The 23,731-nt window shown below is 66.2% G+C and carries 32 protein-coding genes and 6 tRNA genes; 18 read left to right on the forward strand and 20 right to left on the reverse strand.

The genetic code is table 11. The features are described 5' to 3' along the window. Window positions 1–8 precede the first annotated feature (8 nt). Complete coding sequence (locus ABE422_RS11185) at window positions 9–440, forward strand: type IV pilin protein (RefSeq protein WP_313211234.1); 432 nt, start codon at window positions 9–11, stop codon at window positions 438–440. 70 nt (window positions 441–510) lie between these two features. Continuing rightward, window positions 511–587: transfer RNA gene (locus ABE422_RS11190), tRNA-Asn, on the forward strand. Between the two features lie 69 nt (window positions 588–656). On the opposite strand, the gene ABE422_RS11195 is transcribed toward ABE422_RS11190, so the two are convergent. After that, window positions 657–1,193 (reverse strand): GspH/FimT family pseudopilin, encoded by a 537-nt coding sequence (locus tag ABE422_RS11195; protein WP_346482968.1) that lies wholly within the window; start codon window positions 1,191–1,193, stop codon window positions 657–659. A 152-nt stretch (window positions 1,194–1,345) separates the two neighbouring features. Between ABE422_RS11195 and uvrB the strand changes: the two genes are divergently transcribed. From uvrB to ABE422_RS11255, 12 genes are all read left to right on the forward strand, one after another. Next, window positions 1,346–3,376 carry an excinuclease ABC subunit UvrB gene (gene uvrB, locus ABE422_RS11200; protein WP_259260246.1) on the forward strand — a complete coding sequence of 677 codons (2,031 nt, stop codon included), beginning with the start codon at window positions 1,346–1,348 and terminating at the stop codon, window positions 3,374–3,376. Between the two features lie 107 nt (window positions 3,377–3,483). Continuing rightward, window positions 3,484–3,558 (forward strand) — tRNA-Val (locus ABE422_RS11205). Window positions 3,559–3,710: 152 nt separating this feature from the next. Next, a complete protein-coding gene (locus ABE422_RS11210) occupies window positions 3,711–6,119 on the forward strand; it encodes a DNA internalization-related competence protein ComEC/Rec2 (protein ID WP_346482969.1) in 2,409 nt (802 codons plus the stop codon). A gap of 3 nt (window positions 6,120–6,122) precedes the next feature. Beyond that, entirely contained in the window at window positions 6,123–6,797 is a 675-nt protein-coding gene (locus ABE422_RS11215; RefSeq protein WP_313211230.1) for a MotA/TolQ/ExbB proton channel family protein, read from the forward strand. Between the two features lie 3 nt (window positions 6,798–6,800). Continuing rightward, window positions 6,801–7,223, forward strand: a complete 423-nt coding sequence (locus ABE422_RS11220) for a biopolymer transporter ExbD (RefSeq protein WP_123728864.1) — start codon at window positions 6,801–6,803, stop codon at window positions 7,221–7,223. Next, complete coding sequence (gene msbA / locus ABE422_RS11225) at window positions 7,220–8,968, forward strand: lipid A export permease/ATP-binding protein MsbA (protein ID WP_313217824.1); 1,749 nt, start codon at window positions 7,220–7,222, stop codon at window positions 8,966–8,968. The genes ABE422_RS11220 and msbA overlap by 4 nt, the downstream gene beginning before the upstream one ends. Further along, on the forward strand, window positions 8,968–9,990 hold the full coding sequence (gene lpxK, locus ABE422_RS11230; protein WP_313217826.1) for a tetraacyldisaccharide 4'-kinase: 1,023 nt from the start codon (window positions 8,968–8,970) through the stop codon (window positions 9,988–9,990). The genes msbA and lpxK overlap by 1 nt, the downstream gene beginning before the upstream one ends. A 66-nt stretch (window positions 9,991–10,056) precedes the next feature. After that, window positions 10,057–10,830 carry a 3-deoxy-manno-octulosonate cytidylyltransferase gene (kdsB, locus tag ABE422_RS11235; protein WP_313213044.1) on the forward strand — a complete coding sequence of 258 codons (774 nt, stop codon included), beginning with the start codon at window positions 10,057–10,059 and terminating at the stop codon, window positions 10,828–10,830. A gap of 46 nt (window positions 10,831–10,876) precedes the next feature. After that, window positions 10,877–12,292 (forward strand): hypothetical protein, encoded by a 1,416-nt coding sequence (locus ABE422_RS11240; RefSeq protein ID WP_346481862.1) that lies wholly within the window; start codon window positions 10,877–10,879, stop codon window positions 12,290–12,292. Next, on the forward strand, window positions 12,289–14,136 hold the full coding sequence (gene uvrC, locus ABE422_RS11245) for an excinuclease ABC subunit UvrC (RefSeq protein ID WP_346481861.1): 1,848 nt from the start codon (window positions 12,289–12,291) through the stop codon (window positions 14,134–14,136). Before ABE422_RS11240 ends, uvrC begins: the two co-directional genes overlap by 4 nt. A gap of 9 nt (window positions 14,137–14,145) precedes the next feature. After that, a complete protein-coding gene (gene pgsA, locus ABE422_RS11250; protein ID WP_088433209.1) occupies window positions 14,146–14,769 on the forward strand; it encodes a CDP-diacylglycerol--glycerol-3-phosphate 3-phosphatidyltransferase in 624 nt (207 codons plus the stop codon). A 46-nt stretch (window positions 14,770–14,815) separates the two neighbouring features. Then, window positions 14,816–14,891, forward strand: a tRNA-Gly gene (locus ABE422_RS11255). 90 nt (window positions 14,892–14,981) lie between these two features. Here ABE422_RS11255 and ABE422_RS11260 read toward each other — a convergent pair. Next, complete coding sequence (locus tag ABE422_RS11260) at window positions 14,982–15,335, reverse strand: hypothetical protein (RefSeq protein WP_346481860.1); 354 nt, start codon at window positions 15,333–15,335, stop codon at window positions 14,982–14,984. Window positions 15,336–15,538: 203 nt separating this feature from the next. Between ABE422_RS11260 and ABE422_RS11265 the strand changes: the two genes are divergently transcribed. The 4 genes from ABE422_RS11265 to ABE422_RS11280 all read left to right on the forward strand — a co-directional run bounded on the left by ABE422_RS11265 (window position 15,539) and on the right by ABE422_RS11280 (window position 16,705). Further along, window positions 15,539–15,614: transfer RNA gene (locus tag ABE422_RS11265), tRNA-Gly, on the forward strand. Window positions 15,615–15,760: 146 nt separating this feature from the next. Continuing rightward, a tRNA-Gly gene (locus ABE422_RS11270) sits at window positions 15,761–15,836 on the forward strand. A 77-nt stretch (window positions 15,837–15,913) separates the two neighbouring features. Further along, window positions 15,914–15,987 (forward strand) — tRNA-Cys (locus ABE422_RS11275). 457 nt (window positions 15,988–16,444) lie between these two features. Next, on the forward strand, window positions 16,445–16,705 hold the full coding sequence (locus tag ABE422_RS11280; RefSeq protein WP_346482970.1) for a hypothetical protein: 261 nt from the start codon (window positions 16,445–16,447) through the stop codon (window positions 16,703–16,705). Window positions 16,706–16,712: 7 nt separating this feature from the next. Here the strand turns inward: ABE422_RS11280 and ABE422_RS11285 are convergent, their stop codons facing one another. The 18 genes from ABE422_RS11285 to ABE422_RS11370 form a co-directional block, all read right to left on the reverse strand. After that, window positions 16,713–17,738: a tyrosine-type recombinase/integrase gene (locus ABE422_RS11285; protein WP_346482971.1), complete on the reverse strand. Its 1,026-nt coding sequence runs from the start codon at window positions 17,736–17,738 to the stop codon at window positions 16,713–16,715. A gap of 1 nt (window position 17,739) precedes the next feature. Next, a complete protein-coding gene (locus ABE422_RS11290; protein ID WP_346482972.1) occupies window positions 17,740–17,952 on the reverse strand; it encodes a DUF4224 domain-containing protein in 213 nt (70 codons plus the stop codon). Beyond that, the gene (locus tag ABE422_RS11295; protein ID WP_346482973.1) at window positions 17,942–18,241 is read right to left on the reverse strand and encodes a hypothetical protein; all 300 of its coding nucleotides are present in this window, start codon (window positions 18,239–18,241) and stop codon (window positions 17,942–17,944) included. The genes ABE422_RS11290 and ABE422_RS11295 overlap by 11 nt, the downstream gene beginning before the upstream one ends. Window positions 18,242–18,266: 25 nt before the next feature. After that, a complete protein-coding gene (locus tag ABE422_RS11300; RefSeq protein ID WP_346482974.1) occupies window positions 18,267–18,566 on the reverse strand; it encodes a hypothetical protein in 300 nt (99 codons plus the stop codon). After that, on the reverse strand, window positions 18,563–18,739 hold the full coding sequence (locus ABE422_RS11305) for a hypothetical protein (RefSeq protein WP_346482975.1): 177 nt from the start codon (window positions 18,737–18,739) through the stop codon (window positions 18,563–18,565). Before ABE422_RS11305 ends, ABE422_RS11300 begins: the two co-directional genes overlap by 4 nt. A gap of 4 nt (window positions 18,740–18,743) precedes the next feature. Further along, entirely contained in the window at window positions 18,744–19,418 is a 675-nt protein-coding gene (locus tag ABE422_RS11310) for a hypothetical protein (RefSeq protein WP_346482976.1), read from the reverse strand. Between the two features lie 485 nt (window positions 19,419–19,903). Further along, entirely contained in the window at window positions 19,904–20,089 is a 186-nt protein-coding gene (locus tag ABE422_RS11315) for a hypothetical protein (RefSeq protein WP_346482977.1), read from the reverse strand. Continuing rightward, the gene (locus ABE422_RS11320; protein WP_346482978.1) at window positions 20,082–20,291 is read right to left on the reverse strand and encodes a hypothetical protein; all 210 of its coding nucleotides are present in this window, start codon (window positions 20,289–20,291) and stop codon (window positions 20,082–20,084) included. Before ABE422_RS11320 ends, ABE422_RS11315 begins: the two co-directional genes overlap by 8 nt. Beyond that, window positions 20,288–20,704 (reverse strand): hypothetical protein, encoded by a 417-nt coding sequence (locus ABE422_RS11325; RefSeq protein WP_346482979.1) that lies wholly within the window; start codon window positions 20,702–20,704, stop codon window positions 20,288–20,290. The genes ABE422_RS11320 and ABE422_RS11325 overlap by 4 nt, the downstream gene beginning before the upstream one ends. Continuing rightward, on the reverse strand, window positions 20,701–21,258 hold the full coding sequence (locus ABE422_RS11330; RefSeq protein ID WP_346482980.1) for a hypothetical protein: 558 nt from the start codon (window positions 21,256–21,258) through the stop codon (window positions 20,701–20,703). The genes ABE422_RS11325 and ABE422_RS11330 overlap by 4 nt, the downstream gene beginning before the upstream one ends. Then, entirely contained in the window at window positions 21,251–21,433 is a 183-nt protein-coding gene (locus tag ABE422_RS11335; protein ID WP_346482981.1) for a hypothetical protein, read from the reverse strand. The genes ABE422_RS11330 and ABE422_RS11335 overlap by 8 nt, the downstream gene beginning before the upstream one ends. Beyond that, a complete protein-coding gene (locus tag ABE422_RS11340; protein WP_346482982.1) occupies window positions 21,421–21,555 on the reverse strand; it encodes a hypothetical protein in 135 nt (44 codons plus the stop codon). Before ABE422_RS11340 ends, ABE422_RS11335 begins: the two co-directional genes overlap by 13 nt. After that, window positions 21,552–22,046 carry a hypothetical protein gene (locus ABE422_RS11345; protein ID WP_346482983.1) on the reverse strand — a complete coding sequence of 165 codons (495 nt, stop codon included), beginning with the start codon at window positions 22,044–22,046 and terminating at the stop codon, window positions 21,552–21,554. The genes ABE422_RS11340 and ABE422_RS11345 overlap by 4 nt, the downstream gene beginning before the upstream one ends. Then, on the reverse strand, window positions 22,043–22,279 hold the full coding sequence (locus ABE422_RS11350; RefSeq protein WP_346482984.1) for a hypothetical protein: 237 nt from the start codon (window positions 22,277–22,279) through the stop codon (window positions 22,043–22,045). The genes ABE422_RS11345 and ABE422_RS11350 overlap by 4 nt, the downstream gene beginning before the upstream one ends. Next, window positions 22,276–22,452 carry a hypothetical protein gene (locus ABE422_RS11355; RefSeq protein ID WP_346482985.1) on the reverse strand — a complete coding sequence of 59 codons (177 nt, stop codon included), beginning with the start codon at window positions 22,450–22,452 and terminating at the stop codon, window positions 22,276–22,278. Before ABE422_RS11355 ends, ABE422_RS11350 begins: the two co-directional genes overlap by 4 nt. After that, on the reverse strand, window positions 22,449–22,775 hold the full coding sequence (locus ABE422_RS11360; protein ID WP_346482986.1) for a hypothetical protein: 327 nt from the start codon (window positions 22,773–22,775) through the stop codon (window positions 22,449–22,451). Before ABE422_RS11360 ends, ABE422_RS11355 begins: the two co-directional genes overlap by 4 nt. Further along, window positions 22,772–23,011, reverse strand: a complete 240-nt coding sequence (locus tag ABE422_RS11365) for a hypothetical protein (protein WP_346482987.1) — start codon at window positions 23,009–23,011, stop codon at window positions 22,772–22,774. The genes ABE422_RS11360 and ABE422_RS11365 overlap by 4 nt, the downstream gene beginning before the upstream one ends. 196 nt (window positions 23,012–23,207) lie before the next feature. Further along, complete coding sequence (locus tag ABE422_RS11370; RefSeq protein ID WP_346482988.1) at window positions 23,208–23,729, reverse strand: DUF4468 domain-containing protein; 522 nt, start codon at window positions 23,727–23,729, stop codon at window positions 23,208–23,210. Between the last annotated feature and the right edge of the window lie 2 nt (window positions 23,730–23,731).

Raw genomic sequence — 23,731 nt, forward strand, 5'->3', positions numbered from 1 at the left:
TGACCTTCATGACGAGAGCCCCCATGCAGACCGCCTTCCGCCGCCGTGTCGCCGGTTTCACCCTGATCGAGCTGATGATCACGGTGGCCGTGGTGGCCATCCTTGCCACCATCGCCATGCCGGCCTATCAGGACTCCGTGCGGAAATCCCGGCGTGCCCAGGCGAAGGCCGATCTGGTGGAGCTGGCCCAGAACCTGGAGCGTTACCACACGGTCCAGAACACGTACGCCACCGCCAAACTGCAGTTCACCCAGTCACCGCGCGATGGCACCGCACATTACACCCTGTCTTTCGACAAGGATCCGACAGCGAGTACGTTCGGTATCCAGGCCGTCCCGGTGGCCGGCGGAAGCCAGGCCAAGGACACGTGCGGCACGTTGGCGCTGGATCAGGCAGGGCGCAAAAAGCCCACCGAGAAGACCGTCTCCGGCTGCTGGTAACGTTGCCCTATCGCCGGTTGTACCGGAGTGCTTGCATCCCCCTGCCGATGCTGGCTAGAATGCGCACCCCGCCCGAATAGCTCAGCCGGTTAGAGCACTTGACTGTTAATCAGGGGGTCGTTGGTTCGAGTCCAACTTCGGGCGCCAGATCTGCAAAAGCCGCGAGCAATCGCGGCTTTTGCTTTTTGTGTTTCCGCCCGGCGGGCGATGACGGCCTCAGCAGGCCACGGGGCGCCGCGGGCGCTCGCTGCGGATGCGGCCTGAAAGGCTGACCACCACCTTGCCCTGGGAGGCGCCGTCAAGGCAGAAGTTGACCGACTGGTTGCTGCCATTGAGCCGCCCATCCGGCCGGAACTGGAGGCGCGGCTTGGCCTGGCTGCCCCAGGCGCTCAGCCTGGAGCGGGCGTGCTGCTGCACCAGCAGGGGGCCTGCGGAACGCGCCTCGCCCGAGGAAGGCGTTGCGGGGGCATAGAGCATCCAGCCCCGGGCCCAGTCCCGGCCGCACGTCACGCCATCGTCCGTGGGGCAGGCCGCGATCGGGCGCCGTTCGGTGATCGCCGTGTTGCGCGCGGTCGCCAACGCGGAGGCCAGCTGCATGCGCAGGCTGTCGGCCTGCAGGCGATCCCGGGTCTGCTGCATGGCCGGCAGGGCCATGCCGGTGAGGATGGCCAGGACCGCCATCGCGATCAGCGACTGGATCAGCGTCACGCCGGCGCAGTTGGCCGGGCAGGGCAGGGGGCGGGCGTGTTCCACGGCGACGGTCCGGGGTGCGTGCAACCTTCACTCTGGCGGCCCGACGGCCCCGCCGCCGCCGGTTCATGCCGCGTTGTGCTGTCGGCCCTCCCCTCAACAGGCCGTCACCAACCCGGCCGTTATACTGAAGGCTTCCCGGCAGTGGCGGCACCATGAGCGATCGTTTCCAACTTGAATCCCCGTATTCGCCGGCGGGCGACCAACCGGCGGCCATCGAGAAACTGACCGCCAACTTCGAGGCGGGCATCGCCAAGCAGACCCTGCTCGGCGTCACCGGTTCCGGCAAGACCTACACGGTCGCCAACGTGATCCAGCGGGTCCAGAAACCGACCCTGGTGATGGCGCCGAACAAGACCCTGGCCGCGCAGTTGTACGGCGAGTTCAAGTCGTTCTTCCCGCACAACGCGGTCGAGTATTTCGTCAGCTACTACGACTACTACCAGCCGGAGGCCTATGTGCCTTCGTCGGACACCTTCATCGAGAAGGACAGTTCGATCAACGAGCACATCGAGCAGATGCGGCTGGCGGCGACCAAGACTCTGTTGTCACGCCCGGATGCGATCGTGGTGGCGACGGTATCGGCGATCTACGGCCTCGGCGCGCCCGAGGACTATCTGTCGATGCGCCTGATCCTCTCCACCGGTGAGCGGATCGACCAGCGCGACCTGATCAAGCACCTGACCCAGCTGCAGTACACCCGCAACGAATTCGAGCTGCACCGCGGCACCTTCCGCGTGCGCGGCGAAGTGATCGATGTGTTCCCGGCCGAATCGGACAGCGAAGCGGTGCGCATCGAGTTGTTTGAAGGCGAGGTCGAGCAGATCAGCATGTTCGATCCGCTGACCGGCGAAAGCCTGCGCAAGATGATGCGCTACACCATCTATCCCAAGACCCACTACGCGACCACCCGCGAGCGCGTGCTGTCGGCGGTGGACACGATCAAGGCGGAGTTGAAGGTCCGCCTGGAACAGCTGTACGAGCAGAACAAGCTGGTGGAAGCGCAGCGCCTGGCGCAGCGTACTCAGTTCGATCTGGAGATGATGGCTGAGGTCGGCTACTGCAACGGCATCGAGAACTACTCGCGGCATCTCACCGGCAAGAACGCCGGCGATCCACCGCCGACGTTGTTCGACTACCTGCCGCCGGATGCGCTGCTGGTGATCGACGAATCGCACGTGACCATTCCGCAGATCGGCGCGATGTTCAAAGGCGACCGGTCGCGCAAGGAAACCCTGGTCGAGTTCGGTTTCCGCCTGCCCTCGGCCCTGGACAACCGTCCCCTGCGGTTTGAAGAGTGGGAAGAGCGTTGCCCGCGCAGCATCTATGTCTCGGCCACGCCGGGGCCGTACGAGCTGCGCGAGACCGAAGGCGAGATCACCGAACTGGTGGTACGCCCGACCGGCCTGATCGATCCGGTCGTCGAGATCCGCCCGGTCGGCACCCAGGTCGATGACCTGATGTCCGAGGTCAACGAGCGCATCAAGCTGGGCGACCGCGTGCTGGTCACCACGCTGACCAAGCGCATGGCCGAGAACCTCACCGAGTACCTGACCGAACACGGCATCCGCGTGCGTTACCTGCACTCGGATATCGACACCGTCGAGCGCGTGGAGATCATTCGCGATCTGCGTCTGGGCAAGTTCGATGTGCTGGTCGGCATCAACCTGCTGCGCGAAGGCCTGGACATGCCGGAAGTGTCGCTGGTGGCGATCCTGGATGCGGACAAGGAAGGTTTCCTGCGTTCGACCGGGTCGCTGATCCAGACCATCGGCCGCGCCGCGCGCAACCTGCGCGGCAAGGCGATCCTCTATGCGGACAAGATGACCCGCTCGATGCAGGCGGCGATCGACGAGACCGACCGCCGCCGCGCCAAGCAGGTCGAATACAACGAACTGCACGGCATCGTGCCCAAGTCGGTGCTGCGTCCGATCACCGATGTGCTCGAAGGCGCGCGGTCGGAAGCGGCCGAGAAAGAGTCGCGCGGCAAAGGGAAGGGCAAAGGCAAGGGCGGGCGCGTGGCCGAAGAGTCCACCGATTACCGCACGATGGAGCCGGCCCAGATCGCCAAGCGCCTGCAGGCTTTGGAGCAGCAGATGTACCAGCACGCCCGCGATCTGGAGTTCGAAGATGCGGCCCGCGTGCGCGATCAGATCCGCCAGTTGAAGGAGGCCAGTCTGGGCTGAACACCACGTTGTGAAATATCTTCACAAAAGTGTTGCGCTTTCCGGGGGGCGTCCGTAATATACGCGGCCTGCACCGACGCATTCGCAGCGGGGCAGGAAAGCAAAACGGGCGGTTAGCTCAGCGGTAGAGCACTACCTTGACATGGTAGGGGTCACAGGTTCGAACCCTGTACCGCCCACCACTTCAGTCCCGGAGACTGTCGTGGCACAACAGAAAAGCCAGCCCTCGGGTTGGCTTTTTTGCTATGTGCGTTTCCTGACAACGGCCTGCATGGCGCACTGATACCCCGCACTGCGCCCGCCGGTGACACTCAGGGTTTCCCGGGTGCTGCACATGCGGCGAGCGCTACACACCGGCGGCATGGCGGCACACGCGTCTCTTCCGATCTTCGGCAAGGCATGTGTCGTCGCTTTGCTGGCAGGCATCTGCACGATCGTCTTCTCGCCCCGGCTGCTGCCGCTGGGGTGGGGCGTTGCCGCGGCCGCGTCCGGCATTCTGTTCTGGATCCTGCCCTGCCGCCTCCGCCTCCTCGGCGCTGCCCTCTTCGGTCTCGGTTGGGCCGCCGTGCATGCCCATGCCGTGCTGGCGCAGCAGCTGCCCCCTGGTGGTCCGCCGGTGGACCATGCGCTGCACGGGCGCGTGATCAGCCTGCCTCAACACGGCCCCGGCGGTACCCGCTTCCACTTCCGGGTGGACGATGATCCGGCAATGCCAGCCGAACTTCGCGGCCGTGACCTCGCGCTGGGCTGGTATGACGGATTCCGCGGCGCAGCCGATGAGCGCCGGCGCACGCTCCAGGCCGGCGAACGCTGGTCGCTCACGGTCCGTGTCCGGCCGCCGCGCGGGCGGGTGAACCCCGGCGGTTTTGACGCCGAAGGCTATGCGTTGCGGCAACGGGTGGCTGGCAGTGGGTACGTGCGGGAGCCTGCCCAGGCGCACCCGCTGGGTGAGCCGACCGGATTGCCTGCGTGGCGAGAGCGGATGGCTGACGCGATCGCCAGGGCGGTCCAGGGCGATGGCCGTCGCTTCGTCCAGGCGTTGGCACTGGGCGATACCCGCGGCCTGAGCCAAGCCGATTGGGATGACCTGCGTGCGTTGGGGGTGACCCACCTGGTGGCAATCTCCGGCTTCCATGTCGGCGTGGTGGCCGGCGTCACTGCTCTCTTGGCGGGCGGGCTCTGGCGGTGCCTGCCGATGCTCGGCCTGTACGTACCGCGTCCGATGGGGGCCGCGGCGGCGGCCGTTGCAGGCGCGGCCCTGTACGCCGCAGCGGCCGGTTTCGCGCTGCCGACGGTGCGTACTGTGCTGATGATCGCGGTGGTGGCCACTGCGCGCTGCAGCCGGCGGCGCGCAACCGTGGCGCAGTCGCTCTCCCTGGCGGCGCTGGCGATGCTGCTGTTCGACCCGCTCGCCGTCCTTGCGCCCGGCTTCTGGCTGAGCTTCGCCGGTGTGTTGTGGCTGATCTGGTGCCTGCCGGGGCGCGAGGAGGGCTGGTTGCGGGGCTTCCTGAGCGCGCAGGGCGTGGCGACCGTGGCGCTGCTGCCGTTGACCGTGGCGCTGTTCGGGCAGGCCTCGCGTGCGGGGCCGCTGGTGAACCTGGCGGCGATTCCCTGGTGGACGATGGTGGTGGTGCCGCTGGCGCTGCTCGGCACCGCCCTGGAAGCGCTGATCGACGGGGCGGGGCGCTGGCCGTGGCAGCTGGCGGCGTGGTGCTTCGAGGCCAGCTGGTGGCTGTTCGGGTATGCCGCGCGCAGCGAGCTGTCGCTGTGGTGGCTGCCGCAGTCCAACCGCTGGGCGCTGATCTCGGCCGTGTTCGGCGTGTTCTGGCTGCTGCTGCCGCGTGGCAGCGGTGGCCGGGTCCCCGCACTGCTGCTGTGCCTGCCGCTGTTGTGGCCGGCGCGGCACGTGCCGGCTGAGGGCGAGGTGGAACTGCTGGTGATGGACGTGGGGCAGGGCCTGGCGGTGGCAGTACGCACGCGTCGGCACACGCTGCTGTACGACACCGGGCCGGGGGCCGAGGAGGGATTCGATGCCGGCGAGCGGATCGTCGTGCCCACCCTGCGTGCGCTGGGGCAGGGTCGGCTGGACCGGATCATGATCAGCCACGACCATCGCGACCACACCGGTGGCCTGCGCGGGGTGCGTCGCAGCTTTCCCGGCGCGATGCTGCAGGCGCCGCCCGGCGTCCTGCGTGGCCGCGCATCGACCTGCCATGCCGGGCAATCCTGGCAGTGGGACGGCGTGACGTTCCGGGTGCTGCATCCGCCGCGCGACGAACCGCAGTCGACCAACGACAGCAGCTGCGTGCTGCGGCTGGAAACCAACCAGGGGGCCATCCTGCTGGCCGGGGACATCGAGAAGCGCAGCGAGGCCCTGCTGCTCCGGCACGCAGGCGCGCTGCTGGCGGCCCAGGCGGTCGTGGTGCCGCACCATGGCAGTGCCAGTTCGTCCACGCCGGCCTGGGTGGCGGCCGTCGCGCCGCGGCTGGCGATCGTCTCGACCGGTCACCGCAACCGGTTTGGGCATCCGCGTGCCGAGGTGGTGGAGCGCTGGCAGGCGGTGGGCGCCGAAGTGCTCAACACGTCCGAGAGCGGCGCGCTTCGCATCTGGCTCGGGCGTGGAGGCCTGCAGGTGCGTGAACAACGGGTTTTCGAGCGGCGTTGGTGGGATGCCGCGGAGCGGAGCCGGCCGGCTGCTATCCTATCGGCGATCAAACAGGCGGCCGCTGGGCCGGAGGATTGAAACGTGTGGGAACTGGTCAAGGCCGGTGGCTGGCCGATGCTGCCGCTGCTGCTGTTGGGCGTACTGGCTTTGGCAATCGTCCTGGAGCGTTTCTGGACCCTGCGGCGCAATGAAGTCCTGCCCCCCGGGCTGGGCCAGGAAGTGCGCAACTGGGCCGCACGCGGCAAGCTCGACCCGAGCCACATCCAGTCGCTGCGCGGCAACTCGCCGCTGGGCGCGCTGCTGGCGACCGCGCTGGAAGCGCGCAACCGCCCGCGCGACCAGATCCGCGAGCGCATCGAAGATGCCGGCCGGCATCTGGTTCACCGCATGGAGCGGTTCCTGAACGCACTGGGCACGATCGCCTCGGCGGGCCCGCTGCTGGGCCTGCTCGGCACGGTGGTCGGCATGATCCAGATGTTCATGGGCATTCTCGACCACGGCGTGGGCGATGTGAACCAGCTGGCCGGCGGTATCGGCAAGGCGCTGGTCTGCACCGCCACCGGCATGATCGTGGCGATCCCTGCGCTGATGTTCCATCGCTATTTCAAGGGCCGCATCGCCGGTTACGTGATCGAGATGGAGCAGGAGGCGTCGGCCCTGCTGGATGCACTCGACGGTCGCCCGGGCGTGATGAACAACGCGCCGCGTGCCGCCGCTGGTTCGGCCGGCGCCGCACCGGTCACGGTCAAGGGCTGACGGATGCGCATCCGCAATGACCGGATCCAGGACGAGCCGCAGATCGATCTGGTTCCCCTGATCGATGTGATCCTCGTTCTGATCATCTTCTTCGTGGTCACCACCACCTTCGACGCGCGTTCGACGCTGCAGCTGCAGTTGCCGACCGCCAGCCAGCAGGACACCACCGAGCCGCCGCGCTCGCTGAGCGTGCTGGTCAATGCCGAAGGGCGTTACTTCATCAACGACCAGGAAGTGCTGCGCACCGACGTCGAGTCGGTCAAGCAGACCATTGCCGCCGTCGCCGGCAGCGATCGGGAACAGACCGTGCTGTTGCGCGCCGACGCGCGCACCCCTTACCAGGCTGTCGTCACGGCCCAGGATGCTCTGGGCCAGCTGGGCTTCCGCCGCATCGCCATCGCTACCGCGCCGGAGGTGCGTCCATGAGCAAGAAACATTCCCCCGTCTGGCCGATCTACAAGCGCCTGCTCGGGTATACCGGTGCCTATTGGGTGTTCATGGTTGCCGCCGTGGTCGCGATGGTGGTCGAGGCCCTGGCCGGTTACAGCTTCACCAAGCTCATGGAGCCGCTGGTCAACCGGGGCTTCGTCAACCCGGAGCCGCGGATGGCGGTGATCCTGCCGTTGACCATCCTCGGGTTGTTCATGATGCGCAGCCTGGCCACCCTGGTCAGCGATTACGCGCTGGCCCGCACCGGGCGCAGCGTGGTGCGCGACCTGCGTGAGCAGGTGCTGGAAAAGTACCTGCATCTGCCGTCCTCGCATTTCGATGCCGAGGCCACGCCGGTGATGGTCAGCCGCCTGAACTTCGATACCGAGCAGGTCACCCAGGCCAGCGCCGATGCGCTCAAGACCCTGGTGGCCGATACGCTCACCATCATCGCCATGCTGGTGGTGATGCTGCAGATGAGCGTCAAGGTCACGATGGCGATGCTGGTGGTGGTGCCGCTGATCGGCGTGATCGTCTCGATCGTGGGCAAGCGCTACCGCCGGATCAGCCGTGGCATCCAGGACGGCATGGGCGGCATGGCGCAGACCGCCGAACAGTCCCTGGCCGCGCAGCAGGAAGTGAAGGTGCATGGCACCCAGGCGCACGAGATTTCGCGCTATTCCAGGCTTGCCAACCGCATGCTCGGCCTGAACATGAAGGTCGAAACCACGCGCGCGCTGGCCTCCAGCACGGTGCAGTTCCTCGCGGCCCTGGCGCTGGCGGTGATCGTATGGGTGTCCACCCGCGAGGCGCTGGCCGGCAAGCTCAACGCAGGCCAGTTCATGGGCCTGATGACCTCGATGATGGCGATCATTCCGTCACTGCGTCGCCTGACCAGTGTGCAGACCTCGATCTCGCGCGGTGTGGCCGCGGCCGAGCGCCTGTTCGGGATTCTCGATATGCCGGTCGAGCGCGACGAAGGGATCCAGCGGATCGGCCGCGCACGGGGCGAGCTTGCGTTCGAGCACGTGATGCTGCGTTATCGCGAAGACACCGGCATCGCGCTGGACGACATCAGTTTCGTGGCCAAGCCGGGCACGGTGACGGCGATTGTCGGCCGCTCCGGTAGCGGCAAAACCAGCCTGATCCGCCTGGTGCCGCGCTTCTACGAACCCAGCGGCGGCCGCATCACGCTGGATGGGGTGGCGCTGGACGATTACCCGCTGGCTGACCTGCGTCGCCAGGTGGCCATGGTCGGGCAGAAGGTCATGCTGTTCGATGACACCGTGGGCGCCAACATCGCCTACGGCATGGATGCGACCGAAGAGCAGATCCGCGCCGCGGCCGAAGCGGCCAATGCGTGGGAGTTCATCGCGCGCATGCCGCAGCAACTGCAGACGCCGGTCGGCGAGAACGGTGCGCTGCTCTCCGGCGGCCAGCGTCAGCGCCTGGCGATCGCCCGCGCGATCCTGCGCGATGCGCCGATCCTGATCCTGGATGAAGCGACCGCTGCGCTCGACAACGAGTCCGAGCGCCTGGTGCAGGATGCGTTGCAGCGCCTGATGCCCGAGCGCACCACACTGGTGATCGCGCACCGTCTGTCCACCATCGAACATGCCGATCAGGTGCTGGTGATGGACCATGGCCGCATCGTCGAGCGCGGCACGCACAACGAACTGCTGGCGCTGGGTGGCCTGTACGAGCACCTGCACAAGATGCAGTTCCGCGAAAGGCAGCCTTGATGGCAGGCAAGGGCACCCACACGCCGTCGTACTGGTACGACGGCAGCGCCATTCCGTTCCTGGCCCGCCTGGCGTCACCGCTGTACGGCGCGGCGATCGCGCTGCGCCGGATGGCGTATCGCCGTCGCTGGCTGAAACGGCATTCACTGCCGGTGCCGGTGGTGGTGGTCGGCAACGTCACCGCCGGTGGCACCGGCAAGACCCCGCTGACGATCGCCCTGGTCAACCGTCTGCGCGACGCCGGCTGGAAGCCGGGGGTCGCCAGCCGTGGCTATGGGCGCGAGGATGCAGGCACCCCGCGCTGGGTCCTGGCCAGCACCGATACCGCCGTCGGCGGCGACGAGCCGGTGCTGATCGCCTGGAAAACCGGCGTGCCGGTGCGGGTGGATGCGGACCGTGTCGCGGCCGGCAAGGCGCTGGTCGAGGCGGGCTGCGACATCATCGTCTGCGACGATGGCCTGCAGCACTACCGGCTGGCGCGCGACATCGAAATTGAAGTCGTCGACGCCCAGCGTCGTTACGGCAACGGCCGGCTGATTCCCGCCGGGCCGCTGCGCGAGCCAGCCAGCCGTGCGCGCGACTGCGATTTCCGCGTGGTCAACATGGGCCAGGCCAGCGATGGCACCGAAGCGCAGACCGCCTGCGGCTTCGGCGAATGGCCGATGCAGCTGCGCATCGACAGCGCACAGCCGCTGCAGGGCGGCCGCGCGCGGCGCCTCTCGCATTTCCAGGGCCAGCGCGTGCATGCGGTGGCCGGTATCGCCAATCCGCAGCGCTTCTTCGACATGCTGCGCGCGCATCGCATCGGCGTGGTGCCGCATGCCTTCGCTGATCACCATGCCTACCAGCCAGCGGATCTGCGCTTCGGCAGCGAACTGCCGGTGCTGATGACCGAGAAGGACGCGGTCAAGTGCAAGGCGTTCGCGACCGAATGGCACTTCGCCGTGCCGCTGTCGGCCGAGTTGCCGGCGGCGTTCTGGATCAGCCTGCTGGACCGCGTCGAGAAACTCGGCAAGCGTTGACGGGCCCGGTGCCGGTTGCGGCACACTGCGTCCCTGACTGCATTCCTTTCGTACAGGTCATCCCCCATGAGCGCTTCCGCCGAGTTCGTCGTTGCCATTCCCGCCCGTTATGCCGCTTCGCGGCTGCCAGGCAAGCCGCTGCGCCTGCTCGGCGGCGAGCCGCTGGTGCTGCGCGTGGCGCAACGCGCGCTGCTCGCCGGCGCGCGCGAGGTATGGGTCGCCACCGACGATCAGCGCATCGCCGATGCCCTGCAGGGCATGGCCGAGGTACGTGTGGCGATGACCTCCACCGGGCACGCCTCCGGCACCGATCGGCTGGCCGAGTGCGCGGCGCAGGCGGGCTGGTCCGATGACACCCTGGTGGTGAACCTGCAGGGCGACGAGCCCTTCGCCCCGGCAGAAGGCATCCGCGCGGTGGCCGAAGCCCTGGTCTACAGCGGTGCGGAGATGTCCACGCTGGCCACGCCGGTGGAAGACGCGGACACCCTGTTCGACCCGAACGTGGTCAAGGTCGTGCGCAAGCAGAACCTGGACGCGCTGTACTTCAGCCGCGCGCCCATTCCGTGGCACCGCGATGCCTTCGCCCGCTCGCGCGACACGCTCGCCGGCGCGCACTGGCTGCGCCATATCGGCATCTACGGCTACCGCGCCGGTTTCCTGCGCCAGTTCGCCGCGTTGCCGGCTGGCACGCTGGAACAGCTGGAGTCGCTGGAGCAGTTGCGCGTGCTGGAAGCGGGGCACCGCATCAGCGTGGCGCTGACCCCGGCCGAGTTCCCGCCCGGCATTGATACCCCGGACGATCTGGCGCGCGCCGAAGCCTGGTGGGCGGCACACCCGTGACCGTGGCACGACGGTTGCATGACGCGTAGTCCGGCATAATCGGGGCATGAACGTCCAGCCCGTCCAGGATCTGCCCGAGTTCGCCACGTGGCTCAACGCCAAACCGACCACCCTGGCCGAGCTGCAGGGGCGGCCGGTCGTGCTGGCCTTCGTCAATGCCGCCTCGGTGTGGTGCGCGCAGCGGCTGGCCGAGCTGGCCCAGTGGCAATCACGCAACCCGGGCAAGCTTCAGCTGCTGGTGCTGCAGGTGCCACGTTTTGACGGCGAGCGCGATCCCGATCAGTCCCTCAAGCTGCTGCGCCGCCAGGGGCTGAACGCGCCGGCCCTGCTGGATGCGGACTGGGATGGCTGGCGCCGCTTCGGCGTGACCGCATGGCCGACCCTGGTCCTGCTTGATGCCCAAGGGCGCGAGCGCGAGCGTCTGGTCGGTCTCGGCGGGGAACTGGAACGCTCGCTCACTGCGCTGTGCGAAGGCAGCTCGCGGCCGTCCGATGAGGATCTGCACGGCGCCCGTGAACTCAGTCCCGAGCCGCGCCTCCCGCTGCGCTTCCCGACCGGGTTGGCGGTGACCACCGAGCGCCTGTACATCGCCGACACCGGCCATCACCGCGTGCTGGAATGCAGCCATGGTGGCCGCGTGCTGCGCCAGTTCGGCATGGGCACCGCCGATTTCATGGATGGCGACCAGGCCCAGGCGGCCTTCCACCATCCGCAGGGCCTCGCGCTGGAGCGCGAATGGCTGTACGTGGCCGACACCGGCAACCATGCCCTGCGCCGCATCCATCTGCTCTCCGGCCAGGTCGACACGCTGTGCGGCACTGGCCGCCCCGGCGAACCGATCGAAGGGCCGGTGGCCGATCCGCGCTACACCGCGCTCAACCATCCGCAGGGACTGGCCGTCGCCGACAACCAGATCCACATTGCGATGGCCGGCGACAACCGTATCTGGAGCTATCACCTTGGCCAGCGCAGCCTGCACTGGCGCGCCGGCAGTGGGGCGATCGACGAGCGCGACGGCAGTGGCCACATGGCCGCGTTCGCGCAGCCGTGCTCGGTCGCGGCGGTCCAGCAGGTGCTGTACGTCTGCGATGCGCTGGGCTCCTCTATCCGCGCCATGCAGTTGCGTGGGGATCTGGTGCAGACGCTGGTCGGGCAGGGGCTGTGGACCTTCGGCGAACAGGACGGCCCGCGCACCTCGGCACTGCTGCAGTACCCGCAGGCGATCGCGCTCAGTCCGGATGCGCCGCTGCTGTGGATCGCCGATGCCGGCAACGGCCGCCTGCGCACGCTGCGCCTGGGCGGTGGTGAGCTGAGTACGCTGGAGTTGCCGCGCCGCCTGCATGGCCCGGCTGGCCTGGCGCTCGGCGGTGGCGCGGTCTGGATTGCCGAGACCGATGCCCATGCCGTGCTGCGATTCGACCCCGTCAGTGGTGTCCTGAGCGACGTGCCGATCAACGAATGACTGTTTCTTCCGCCCCCGCCTTCGATGGCAAGGCATTTGCGGCCCACCTGAGCACCGCCCCCGGCGTGTACCGCATGTACGCCGCCGATGACACGCTGCTGTACGTCGGCAAGGCGCGTGCGCTGCGCAACCGCGTGGGCAGCTATTTCAACGGCACGCCCAAGACCACGCGGATCATGTCGATGCTGTCGCAGGTCGCGCGCATGGACGTGACCGTGACCCGCTCGGAGGCCGAGGCGCTGCTGCTGGAAAACCAGCTGATCAAGTCGCTCTCGCCGCGCTACAACGTCTCCCTGCGCGACGACAAGACCTATCCGCACGTGCTGCTGACCCGTGAGCAATGGCCGCGCATCGCGCTGCACCGTGGCCCGCGGGCGGTACCCGGGCGCTACTTCGGTCCGTACCCGGGCGTCACTGCCGTGCGCGAAACGCTCAACCTGATGCACAAGCTGTTCAAGCTGCGCAGCTGCGAAGACAGCGTGTTCCGCAACCGCTCGCGGCCCTGCCTGCAGTACCAGATCGGCCGCTGCAGCGCGCCGTGCGTGGAGCTGGTGGCGCCGGACGATTACGCCGAGTCGGTACGCCGCGCCTCGATGTTCCTGGAAGGCAAGAGCGATCAGCTGGCGCGCGAGCTCGGCACCCAGATGCAGACCGCCAGCGAAGCACTGGAGTTCGAGCAGGCCGCGCGCCTGCGCGATCTGATCGCCTCGCTGCGCAGCATGCAGACCCGCCAGTACGTGGACGGCCGCGCGGCGGATCTGGACGTGCTCGCCTGTGCCACCCAGGGCGCCAGTGCCTGCGTGCTGCTGCTGGCCTTCCGCGATGGCCGCAACATGGGCACGCGGCCGTTCTTCCCGCGCACCAATGGCGAAGAGAGTGCCGATGAAGTGCTGGGCGCGTTCGTCTCCCAGTACTACGCCGAGCACGCGCCGCCGCGCGAGATCCTGCTCGATCGCGAGATTCCCGATGCCAGCCTGATCGAATCGGCGTTGAGTGCCTCCGCCGAGCACAAGGTGCAGCTGCGCTGGAACGTGCGCGGTGAGCGCGCCGGCTATGTGGAACTGGCCGCGCGCAACGCGCAGATCACCCTGGTGACCGAACTGGGCAGCCGCACCGCGCAGCACGCGCGCAGCGAAGACCTGCGGCAGATGCTCGGTCTGACCGAACAGGTCAAGCGCGTGGAGTGTTTCGATATCAGTCACACCATGGGCGAAGCCACCGTGGCCTCGTGCGTGGTGTTCGATGCGGCGGGCCCGGTCCGCAGCCAGTACCGCCGTTTCAACATCAGCGGCATCGAGCCCGGCGATGACTACGCGGCCATGCGCCAGGCGATCGAGCGGCGCTTCCGCCGGGCGGTGGAGGAAGATGCGGTGCTGCCCGATCTGTTGCTGATCGATGGTGGCGCCGGCCAGTTGGCCCAGGCGCAGGCGGCGCTGGCCGATCTGGGCGTGGAAGGGGTGATGCTGGTCGGCGTGGCCAAGGGTGTGGAGCGCAGGGCAGGGCATGAAGCCCTGGTCATGCCGGATGGCCGCGAACTACGCCCGGGCGCGGCCTCACCGGCGCTGCAGTTCATCCAGCAGGTGCGTGACGAAGCCCACCGCTTCGCCATCACCGGCCACCGTGGGCGCCGCCAGAAGGCCCGGATGACCAGCAAACTCGAGGATATTCCTGGCATCGGCCCGCGCCGGCGCGCCAGCCTGCTCAAACATTTCGGCGGCCTGGTCGGCCTGAAAGCCGCCGGCGAAGCGGAAATCGCGAAAGTGGACGGCATCAATGACGCCCTCGCTGCGCGTATCTACGCTAACCTTCATGGACTGCCCACGCCCGACGCGGCGGGCGAGTAGAGAGACGCAATGAAGTTGACCCTCCCCACCTGGCTGACCCTGCTGCGGATCGTGATGATCCCCGTCCTGGTGCTGGTGTTCTATCTCCCCTACAAGTGGACCAATTTCGCCTCGGCGGCGATCTTCGGCCTGGCTGCGCTCACCGACTGGCTCGACGGCTGGATCGCCCGCCGTTACGACCTGCAGTCCGCGTTCGGCGCCTTCCTCGACCCGGTCGCGGACAAGCTGATGGTGGCCGTGGCGCTGTTCCTGATCGTGCAGGGCCATCCCACCGCGTGGATGGCGGTCTGGGCGGCCGTGATCGTCGGCCGTGAAATCGCCGTGTCGGCACTGCGCGAATGGATGGCGGAAATCGGCCAGCGGGCCAAAGTGCGTGTGGCGGTGATCGGCAAAGTGAAAACCACCGCGCAGATGGTCGCGCTGCTGTGCCTGCTGTACTCGGTCGCGCCGCACACCCCGATGCAGGACATCTGGATGGGCACCCAGGTCTTCCACATCGGCGATTGGACCCTGGCGATCGCCTCGATCCTGACACTGTGGTCGGGCCTGCAATACCTGCACGCCGCGTGGCCGAGCCTGCGCGAAGACGAGCGCCTTGCGCGTGAGAACGCCAAAGCAAAAAAGAATGCGTGAGGGCTGTTGACAGGGGGGCATTTGGCTGTAGAATTTCGCCTCCCAAGCGGGAATAGCTCAGTTGGTAGAGCGCAACCTTGCCAAGGTTGAGGTCGCGAGTTCGAGTCTCGTTTCCCGCTCCAGATAGCGCATTTCATCGGGATTCGTCCCAATGCGATGCAACGAAAAAAGCGACCTTCCGGGTCGCTTTTTTCGTTTGTGCGTGTCGAGGGTCAGTGGTGCTTCCCGATCCGGACGTTGCACCAGGTGCGGATGTTTTCCCGATCAAACCCGGGGCAGCTGTTATTGATCGGCAGGTACAGGTACAGCGCCTGCTCCATATGCGCGAAGTGGTAGTAGTTGGTGCGGTCTTTGCCGTACAGCCAGTAGTTCGATGCGCCCTGGTTGATGACGTAGGGCTCGAACCAGAGGATCGAGGACTCGGCCGGGATCACGTTGCTTCTGTCGGTCAGCATCAGCCAGGCGTTGGAGAAGACGTGCGTCGTTGCACCCAGCAGGAGGGTGACGGCGGCGAGGCTGATCGCAGTGCCCCTGGCGAGGCGGGCGATACGGAGATGGCGTGGCATGGCCGAAGGGTTCCTGGGATCGAGGGGCTGCGCCAGCGCTGTGGAGGCGTCCGGGCAGATCGGAACAGCGCACTGACGTGGTGCGAAAAGGATGTTGACGACGTGAAGGAATTCCGACAGAATAGCGCTCCTTCGACGCAGGTCGAGGGGCCGACAGCCTCCAGCGCCTCAGGGTGCGGTGCCGTCGGGGCAAGCGAAAGTCTGCGGGAATAGCTCAGTTGGTAGAGCGCAACCTTGCCAAGGTTGAGGTCGCGAGTTCGAGTCTCGTTTCCCGCTCCAGATTTCGACAGGGCCCCCTTGGGGCCTTGTTTTTCTCCGCGGTGGCACGCGGGCATCCGGTCCGGAAGCAGGGGCCGGGATGTGAAAAAAAGTGTGAAAAAGCTGGTGTGTTTCGAGTGGTTTCGGTAACATATACGCTTGATTTTGCGGGAATAGCTCAGTTGGTAGAGCGCAACCTTGCCAAGGTTGAGGTCGCGAGTTCGAGTCTCGTTTCCCGCTCCAAATCCTGACCAGGCCCCGTTCTCGGGGTCTTGTTTTATCGGGGCACGCAACACGCCTTCGATGATCGTAGGGTCACCGGCCTGGTGGCAGAGTGGTCATGCAGCGGACTGCAAATCCGCGTACGCCGGTTCAATTCCGACCCAGGCCTCCATTAAGAATCAAACACTTAGCCCGCCGAAAGCGGGCTTTTTGTTTTCCGCAATTTAAGGTTGTTTCCGCAATCGACACTCTACCGTTGATCATGGCATATGATTGGCATCAACAAGGAAGGGGGCGGCGGTGAGTAAAATTGTCAACGACGGCGTGCCGAGCGTCACTGTCCGGAAGGTCGTCCACTCCGTTATCAGTTGTCCCAATTGTGACAAGGAGATGGCCCTCGACCCTGTCGTGTCGCAAGGGAATGTGGTTCTGTGTAGCGAATGCAACACGAAGACCTACTATCCCTATGCGCGACCTTGGCGTCGCAACGGGAGAGCCATTGGGCTGTATCTTCTTGGCCTCGGCCTTTCCTTCGTCCTTGGGATCGCTGCCAGTGCTACGTGGGACCACATAAAGGCTGGCAGCCCGAAAGAACCAGTAATCAGTCAGAACCAGGAAGGCGGCTAGAAATGTCCATCTCTGTAAATGGAATCGATATTCCTGAAGCGATCATGAATCTTGAGTTTGAGGTCGCTCGTACACAGCGGATTCTCGATTGGCTCGTCAACAACAATAAGGACCTGCGCCCGCCGTCTCAGTCCCAGTTGGACGAGATTTTTAAAGAGTCACTTCGGCATGTTCAGAAGAAGTACCCAGATGCAGGTGTGAAGCCTGCCCAAGAGCCGAACCAAGGAAGTAATGCTCCAAAACCCCGTCGGTTCGGCATCTAACTGGGTCCTATCGCGTCGGGGTGACCCTCGCCCCACGTCGATTCCGTGTGTAGTGCTCCGTCATGACCACCGACGAATGACCCATTTGCTTCTGCGCGGCCCGCACATCGCCTGAAGTGTCGGCCTTATCAGTAGCAGCCTTGGCACGAAGGTCGCGGAACTGCAGACCAGCAATGCCTGCGACCTCGCAGGCTTTCGCCCACTTCCTGGACATCGCGTTCACTCCGATCGTCCGCCCATTCTCATTCACGATCAGGCGAGTGCTGTGCACCTTGTACGCAGACTTTCTTGCCCGGATACGCCGCAGCAGTTCTTCCAGCTCGCCGGCTACCGTGATCCGCAGCTTGGCGCGAGTCTTTGCCTGCTGCACGTTGAGAACCCCATCCCGTACGTCCATCTCCGAAAGCGACAGTACGTCTGACGGCCGCTGACCCGTCAGGTAGGCCAGGTCCATGGCATCCCGCAGGCACGTATCTGCGGCCTTCCAGATCGCCGCGAACTGATCGTCTTCGACATAGGCATCTCGCCCTGTCTCCTTGAACCCCTTGATGCCCGCGCACGGGTTGGGCAGTGCCGTGTATCCCTTGTCGCGAGCGAAGTTCCAGATGTGCGAGAGCAGCGCCTTCTCGCGGTTCGCGCGCACGTAAGCCGTGCCGGCCTTCGTACGCCACGTCATGTACTGCCGAATGTCGACGGGCTGGATGCCCTCCAGCGGCGCCGGCGGGTCGTCGAAAAACTCCTTGAGCTTGGCGATTTCCTTCTGGTTGTCCGCCAGGGTGCGCGACGCCTTTCGCACCGCGACCTCGGCCATGTACCGGTCGGCGACCATGGCAAAGGTCAGCACCGCTGCCTTGGGCAGATTGGTCTCGTGCTCGAGCTCGGCCCAGCGCTTGATGGCCAGGCCGTAATCGGTCCCCAGCGAGGTCTCGCGCCGCGGCTTTCCGCCGTGGTCGTAGAAGTAATACGCGACCTTGCCGCGCTGACGCACACGGAATCGGGGAATGGCCCCCGGCTTGGTGGGTTTCCTTCCCATTTCAGGCTGCCTTGTTCGACTTCCAGGAGCCGGCACCGGCCGGCGTCGCGCGCTCAGTCTGCTCCAGGCTGGCCCTTATCACCACGGGCCAGCCGTGGGCGTCCAGATAGTGCCGGATGCCGTTGCGCTGAAGAAAGGTGACCTGTCGCGCCTTCTGAGGAGTGCGGCACAGCTGGCGGACCTCTTCACGCGACAGGCAGATATTAACTGCCATTTGCCAGCCTCCCTTCGCCCGGGATCGCCAGGCGCATCTGGATAACGTTGTCCGCCGGCGCCGCGATCGCGGCCAGCACCTTTCGCGCGCTGCGGGCGGGGCGGTTGATGCGGCGCCACTCAGAGAGCGCTGCGTCCGGCTCGGCTTGCTTGCTGGTCATCCGGCACTTGCACTCGACGAAATGGCCGCCGCCGGCGGCGAGCCCGCGCAGGTCGTGGATGTGGCGCGCGCTGTGCCCGGCGGCGCACTTGGGCAGGCCCTCGGGGTGGCTGATGTGTCGCTGGGTCATAGGGAGCTCTCCTGATTGGCGGCAGTCATTCGAAGATGCCTGGGCCGGATCGAACCGGCGGGTCGATGCCGTACGTCTCAGCAAGGGCGTTGGTCCATCTGTAGGCCGTCGCCTTGCTGACGTTGAATCGGTTCTGCACAGCCGGGACCGTCGGGAAGCGGTCCTGTTCGTGCGCCCACTTCATGAATTCCATGACGGAACGGACGCAGCCGTAGTCCGCATAGTCGTGCTGAGCCAGCGGCCTATCGCGCTTGGCGATGTGCGGAACTTCCATGGTGGCCGAGAACGCCAATGCTCCCAGGCCAAATGATGGGGTCATGTTCAAGCGAACAGCTCCGGTTGGATGGGGAGTGCCGGCGGCGCCGGGCGGGGAAGGGTTGCGGCGCGGCGGCGAGCTGACTGGGCCATGCGGAACATGCACCAGAAGCCGTGGCCCACCAGCCGCCGGGCACGCGCCTCGCCGATCAGCACGCGCGCTGTGTGCTTGGCCTGGGTCATGGGATCAGCCACCGGCCACCTCCACGCGCTTGAACTCGATGACCCACACCCACGGGTTGCTTGCCCAGTCCCCACCGGTCGAATCCCACAGGGTCTGGAAGCTGAGCCGCGGCGTCAGTGATTCGTGCATGCCGCCGTTGAAGGTGAAGCGCCCGTTGAGCTCTTCGATACCCTCGGCAATGGCATCAGGCTCGCTGATCGCCTGCAACCGCTCCACGCGCACGTCGGTGATCTCCAGCACCAGGCGGCAGGCGTCGCGCGGCATGTGGATGCTCGGCCGCCACCGGAGCCCGTAGTCCTTGCGTGCTTGGTCGCTGCAGCTGCCCTTGGGGCTATCGGCGCCGTAGGCGTACCGAGTGCGTTTTCCGGTCGCCATGTCCCGGTGCTCGATCCCCGTGCCCGTGAGGTCCATCCACGTTTCACGCACCCACAGTCGGTCGCCAGGCTCACCGAGCGGGCAAGAGAATGCCTCACCAGTGCGGGTGTGCCAGATGCACGCGTGCTCGGGCACCAAGTTTCCTTTCCCGTCGCGCGCGCCGTGGCCACCCGAGGTGGATGCCTCCCATCGACCGAGCGGATTCTGATGCGGCAGCTTCGCCGCGCGCCGGGTCTGGGTCTTCTGGCCGGCCAGGATGGCGCGCACCATGGCGCCGTTGAACAGGATGGGTCGCTCGCGCATCAGACGTCCTCCCGCAGCCTGGTGCGCCGGTCACGCGGCGGCTTGACGGTGGCCAGGGTGGTGGCTTCCTTCGAGAAAACCAGAAGCAGACAATCCACCGGGCTGTTATGGCCTTCCCGGTGTGTTCCGGCAGCTCAAAACTCGGGCGGCCTTTAAAAAAGCGGGCGGTGGCTCCGAGATCCAGTGCGTGATGGAACCAGCCCACGTTCGTGCGGGCGGGGACCAGGAACACTGCCAGCTCCGCTTGCACCGCAAGGTCGATGAAAGGGCGGATGTTCGACCACGGTGGATTGCAGAACACGCGCTGTCCGGCCCAGCTAATGGGGGCCTCAGCAGTGGAGGCGACTGGCAACAGGCCGTTTCCGGGCTCGCTCGCGCCATCCATCGTGAAGCCGAATTCTTCGTTCAGGGCATCGAACATGCCGCGCGGCGTACGCCAGTTTTGCTTGCGGCCCTTGCCGTACCAGTCGATGTAGGATTCGCCGTCAGCCATTGGTCGGCTCCTTCTCGGGTCCGAAGAACTCCGCCAAGCCCAGGTAGATGGCCTGCCCCTGTTCGTGAGTCATTTCGATGGAGAGGCCGCAGCCGGTCAGCTGCAGGTCGAATGCGACGGTGTTGACGATGGAGGGCGCGCCTTCCTCGCCGGTGATGTCGATGGCGACTTCAGCCATTGCCCAGCTCCTTCTGCAGCTGCTTCAGCAGTCGGCACAACTCCGGCACGCTGGACGGATCGATGACGATGTGGCGTCCCTCCTGCTCCAGGACGACCATGTCGCCGTTGTCCACTGAGGCAGCGATTGCCGCCTCGGTGATTCCGTCGTCATTCGTCTTCTGGAAGAGGACGTGCGCGTTATTGAAGAGACGGGAGATCATTGGCCCACCCCCGGCGCTGCATCGCGCTGGTCGATCACGTCGAAGTCAACGCTTCCACCGTCTCCAGCTTTGACGCGGACCCAGAAGTTCGGGAGCTGCACAGCAGTCTGAATTTCAACCTCTTCGCCGTCACACATGTCGTCAATCAGCTCTTCGACCGAATAGCCCATCCTTTCGCCATCTACCGCGAGCCAGAACATGTCCCCCTGCACCTCGCCAACCTGCTGCTTGCCAGTTGCGGCGAGGTGCTTCACGACCGACTCGACGGCGATGCGCATGTAGGCGTCAGGGCATGACTGCCGATCCAAGTCGGCGCGCACCTTCTCGGCGATATCCCAGCCGTTCACCCCCTGCTGCTCGGCCAGCTCTGCGGGCTGCGGGTCCGGTGCCGCGTTGTTCTTGTCGGTCGTCATGGCTGGCTTCCCTTCTCGTGGTCTCTGATGCGGTCGATGAGGTAGGTGGCTTCGTTGCGCCACCTGGCGCGGTCGGTCGGGTTGAGGTGCGTGGCGAGGTAGTGGAGCTTTTCGAGCGGCTCGATCAGCCAGGTGATCCGGAACGGCAGATCGGATCTGCGGTCGCGGAGCGGGGCGAAGGGCCTGCAGTCGGGGCCGGCGAGCCACTCGGTCTCGCCGCACTCCAGGCATTCGCCTTGGCCGTTGCTGCCGGGCGGCCACCGGTGGTCCTTGTGCTTGCCTGCGGGCGGGTGCAGGTAGAGCGCGCGAATCTCCAGGTTCCGGCGCCTGGCGTGGATCACGTCTTCCGGATCGGCCTCCTGCCACGGGTCGGTGCTGTAAGGCCTCTTGCACTCGTAGCGAACCGGCTTCTGCGGGCCGTACAGCTGCGTCAGGAAGGTCTCTGCCCAGGCCTGCACCACGCCCGCCGGCACCGCGTCGCCGGCGGCGCCTGCACGGCGCATGGCGCGCACGGTTGAGGCGACGGTGGGCGGGGTGGCGACTGGATCAGCCATCGCGGCCGCGCCTCCACGCGTCGGGCACGAGGCTGGCGGAGAGCAGCGCCCCCATCAACAGGTAGACGCCGGTGTCGTAGATGCGCACCCATGCCATGCCGAACGAGACGAGCCCGAGCAGCGCGGCCAACAGCGCGAGCGCGGCGGCGCGCCAGTGGCTGCTCAGCCAGCGCATCGGATCTGCTCCATGAGCTTGGCGAAGTGCTCTTCCTGGCGGCGCTGCACCCAGGCGGTGGCGAGGACCGCGCCGGCGGCAAAGCCGACGATCAGGCCGAAGGCGAAGTCGATCCCGCTCACGAGCGCACCGCCTTTGCCAACTCGTACTCGCTGCCCAGCACTTCCTTCATGCGCGGCATCGCCTTCTTCGTGGAGGCATAAACGAAGCCGTTCGAGCGGAAGAGCGTCAGGCCTTCAAACAAGAAGTCGCAGCTGCTGCTGAACCCAAGGGCTCGGTACACGGCATTCGTGTCGATATCGCGGGCTGGCAGGTGCATCTGCCACTCGGCCTGCAATGCTTTGAGCGCGGCTTTTGTTTCAGCGGTTGCACCTTTGAGCGGCGCGCTGCGGGGCCACTGAAGGCCGTTGCTATCGGGTGCACGCCACAGGTCGCGCGGCCGGGCGGGGCTGAATTTGATGCCCGCGAGCCGCGCAGGGTCCGCGTACATCAGGCCCTTGCCGCCAAAGCGGGCGGCGAACGCCTCGATCTCCGCCTGCAGCAGTTCCTTGTCAGAGCGCTCCCGCTCGTACGCCGCCAGCACAGCGGGGTCGTTGGTCTTGTAGTAGCTCATGCGGCACCCGGAGTGTGGTTGCGAGCGCCATGCGCCAGGTCGCGGGTCATGTCGGCGACGGCGCGGGCAGCGCTCTTGTGGCCGTCCAGGACCTCGCGACGGGCGAGGGCGGCAGCGCGGGCGATGTGGTGCGGGCGGTAGCCCATTCGGCGTGCCGCGATCGCCACGGCCAGGCCGGCGCCGTTGGCGCGCTGGGCGGTGTTGGTGGGGAACGAGAGGATGACGGCGCTCATGCTGGCTCCTGGGAGGGCTGGATCACGCGGATGTTGGTGATGGCCCCGGCGGCGTCTACGTCTGCCTCTACAGAGACGTCGGTGCCGGTGGCGAGATCGATGCCGCACCAGACCGGCGGGGCGATGGGCGGCAGGCCGCGCTTCATGGCGGCGATGAAGTCGTTGTCGGTCATGCGGCAGCGCCCGTGGCCTTGGCGATCGCGCGCTGCATTGCATCGAGGACGCTGCTGGGTTCGCCCTCTTTGACGACGTTGTGGCGATATACCGACTCAGCCATCTTGAGAGCCGCGAGAAGCTCAGGCGCGGCGGCGATCAGCCGGGCGTTGGCCTCGCTGGGCAGGCCGGTTGCGGGATCAACGATGTCTGCGGCGATTGCCACGTCGTCGGCAACGGCACGATTCAGAACGAAGTACTCGTCGATCACGACGCCGGATCGGCTGCCGTGTCCGCCACAGCTGACTTCCCACGGCGCAGGGGTGTGCTTGGCGGCGCTCATGCCTGCGCCTCGACCAGGTCGGCGTTGCCGAGCTGCAGGGGGCCGATGCGCATGCCGGTGCGGACGTGGTTGGCGCGCAGTTCGAGCGCGGCGCTGGAGCCCTTCATGGCGAGCTCGGCCCATTCGACAGGCGAGAGGTTGATCTCGACGGTGCCGAAGGAGATGGCGACGGTATCGGTGGCGTGCACGGCTTTGACCGTGACGGGACCGGAAGCGGTGAAGGCAGCGAAAGCCATGGATGACTCCGAGCCCCGGCCCGGATGGGCTGTTACTGGGGCGACCCCTGTAGACTACGGAATGCCGTATGTATCTGTCAACGGAATGCCGTAGGTGGGGCAACAGATTACTGAACACAGTTATCTTCGGGCAAAAAAAAGCCTCGCTTTCGGCGAGGCTCTTTGGCCGTGGGACAGGTTCCCCGGTGGCGTGTGCCTACCAGTTGTCGCTGGCGGCTCGCGTAGTAAGCGAGGTGCGGATCTCGTCGCCGAACATCATCAGCTTCGGCTTGATCTTGTCCATGTCCTTGGCGCTGCGGACCGGGCCGTCAAACTCAGGCTGGCGAATTCCGGCATTGATCTTCGCGGGCCAGTGCAGCCTGATGTTGCTGAAGGTCAGCCGGAAACGCTCGTCCTTCGCCTCAAGGCGCATGGTGAAGGGCACCGTCCAATCGGGCTTGCCCAAGCATTCCCAGGCGCTCGCGCAGGGATAGTTGATATTGCCGTTGCCGATGATCGTCCCATCGGCCTGGCTCTCGTACTCGATCACGGCCTTCGCCGACTTGAAGTTCTCGGCGATCCACTGACGTCCGGCCGTATAGATAGCAGCCTTGTCGTGGCCGGGCGCGTCGTAGACCTGCACCAGGGTGCGCTGTTCCTCTGTCAGGTCGGCAGCGAGCGCGGAAATCGGTAGCGCAGCTGCCAGCAGCAGCGTTCCCATTCGTACCAGCATCTTCATCA

This window comes from Stenotrophomonas sp. TWI1151 (genome assembly GCF_039673135.1).
GTDB lineage: Bacteria > Pseudomonadota > Gammaproteobacteria > Xanthomonadales > Xanthomonadaceae > Stenotrophomonas.

Bases quoted from the DNA above. Each gene is read 5' to 3' on its own strand.
- ABE422_RS11185 (WP_313211234.1), top strand. From the start codon at position 9: ATGACGAGAGCCCCCATGCAGACCGCCTTCCGCCGCCGTGTCGCCGGT.
- uvrB (WP_259260246.1), top strand. From the start codon at position 1,346: ATGAGCGATCGTTTCCAACTTGAATCCCCGTATTCGCCGGCGGGCGAC.
- ABE422_RS11210 (WP_346482969.1), top strand. From the start codon at position 3,711: ATGCGGCGAGCGCTACACACCGGCGGCATGGCGGCACACGCGTCTCTT.
- ABE422_RS11220 (WP_123728864.1), top strand. From the start codon at position 6,801: ATGCGCATCCGCAATGACCGGATCCAGGACGAGCCGCAGATCGATCTG.
- msbA (WP_313217824.1), top strand. From the start codon at position 7,220: ATGAGCAAGAAACATTCCCCCGTCTGGCCGATCTACAAGCGCCTGCTC.
- lpxK (WP_313217826.1), top strand. From the start codon at position 8,968: ATGGCAGGCAAGGGCACCCACACGCCGTCGTACTGGTACGACGGCAGC.
- kdsB (WP_313213044.1), top strand. From the start codon at position 10,057: ATGAGCGCTTCCGCCGAGTTCGTCGTTGCCATTCCCGCCCGTTATGCC.
- ABE422_RS11240 (WP_346481862.1), top strand. From the start codon at position 10,877: ATGAACGTCCAGCCCGTCCAGGATCTGCCCGAGTTCGCCACGTGGCTC.
- uvrC (WP_346481861.1), top strand. From the start codon at position 12,289: ATGACTGTTTCTTCCGCCCCCGCCTTCGATGGCAAGGCATTTGCGGCC.
- pgsA (WP_088433209.1), top strand. From the start codon at position 14,146: ATGAAGTTGACCCTCCCCACCTGGCTGACCCTGCTGCGGATCGTGATG.
- ABE422_RS11260 (WP_346481860.1), bottom strand. From the start codon at position 15,335: ATGCCACGCCATCTCCGTATCGCCCGCCTCGCCAGGGGCACTGCGATC.
- ABE422_RS11280 (WP_346482970.1), top strand. From the start codon at position 16,445: ATGTCCATCTCTGTAAATGGAATCGATATTCCTGAAGCGATCATGAAT.
- ABE422_RS11285 (WP_346482971.1), bottom strand. From the start codon at position 17,738: ATGGGAAGGAAACCCACCAAGCCGGGGGCCATTCCCCGATTCCGTGTG.
- ABE422_RS11290 (WP_346482972.1), bottom strand. From the start codon at position 17,952: ATGGCAGTTAATATCTGCCTGTCGCGTGAAGAGGTCCGCCAGCTGTGC.
- ABE422_RS11295 (WP_346482973.1), bottom strand. From the start codon at position 18,241: ATGACCCAGCGACACATCAGCCACCCCGAGGGCCTGCCCAAGTGCGCC.
- ABE422_RS11305 (WP_346482975.1), bottom strand. From the start codon at position 18,739: ATGACCCAGGCCAAGCACACAGCGCGCGTGCTGATCGGCGAGGCGCGT.
- ABE422_RS11310 (WP_346482976.1), bottom strand. From the start codon at position 19,418: ATGCGCGAGCGACCCATCCTGTTCAACGGCGCCATGGTGCGCGCCATC.
- ABE422_RS11315 (WP_346482977.1), bottom strand. From the start codon at position 20,089: ATGGCTGAAGTCGCCATCGACATCACCGGCGAGGAAGGCGCGCCCTCC.
- ABE422_RS11320 (WP_346482978.1), bottom strand. From the start codon at position 20,291: ATGATCTCCCGTCTCTTCAATAACGCGCACGTCCTCTTCCAGAAGACG.
- ABE422_RS11325 (WP_346482979.1), bottom strand. From the start codon at position 20,704: ATGACGACCGACAAGAACAACGCGGCACCGGACCCGCAGCCCGCAGAG.
- ABE422_RS11330 (WP_346482980.1), bottom strand. From the start codon at position 21,258: ATGGCTGATCCAGTCGCCACCCCGCCCACCGTCGCCTCAACCGTGCGC.
- ABE422_RS11335 (WP_346482981.1), bottom strand. From the start codon at position 21,433: ATGCGCTGGCTGAGCAGCCACTGGCGCGCCGCCGCGCTCGCGCTGTTG.
- ABE422_RS11345 (WP_346482983.1), bottom strand. From the start codon at position 22,046: ATGAGCTACTACAAGACCAACGACCCCGCTGTGCTGGCGGCGTACGAG.
- ABE422_RS11350 (WP_346482984.1), bottom strand. From the start codon at position 22,279: ATGAGCGCCGTCATCCTCTCGTTCCCCACCAACACCGCCCAGCGCGCC.
- ABE422_RS11355 (WP_346482985.1), bottom strand. From the start codon at position 22,452: ATGACCGACAACGACTTCATCGCCGCCATGAAGCGCGGCCTGCCGCCC.
- ABE422_RS11360 (WP_346482986.1), bottom strand. From the start codon at position 22,775: ATGAGCGCCGCCAAGCACACCCCTGCGCCGTGGGAAGTCAGCTGTGGC.
- ABE422_RS11365 (WP_346482987.1), bottom strand. From the start codon at position 23,011: ATGGCTTTCGCTGCCTTCACCGCTTCCGGTCCCGTCACGGTCAAAGCC.
- ABE422_RS11370 (WP_346482988.1), bottom strand. From the start codon at position 23,729: ATGAAGATGCTGGTACGAATGGGAACGCTGCTGCTGGCAGCTGCGCTA.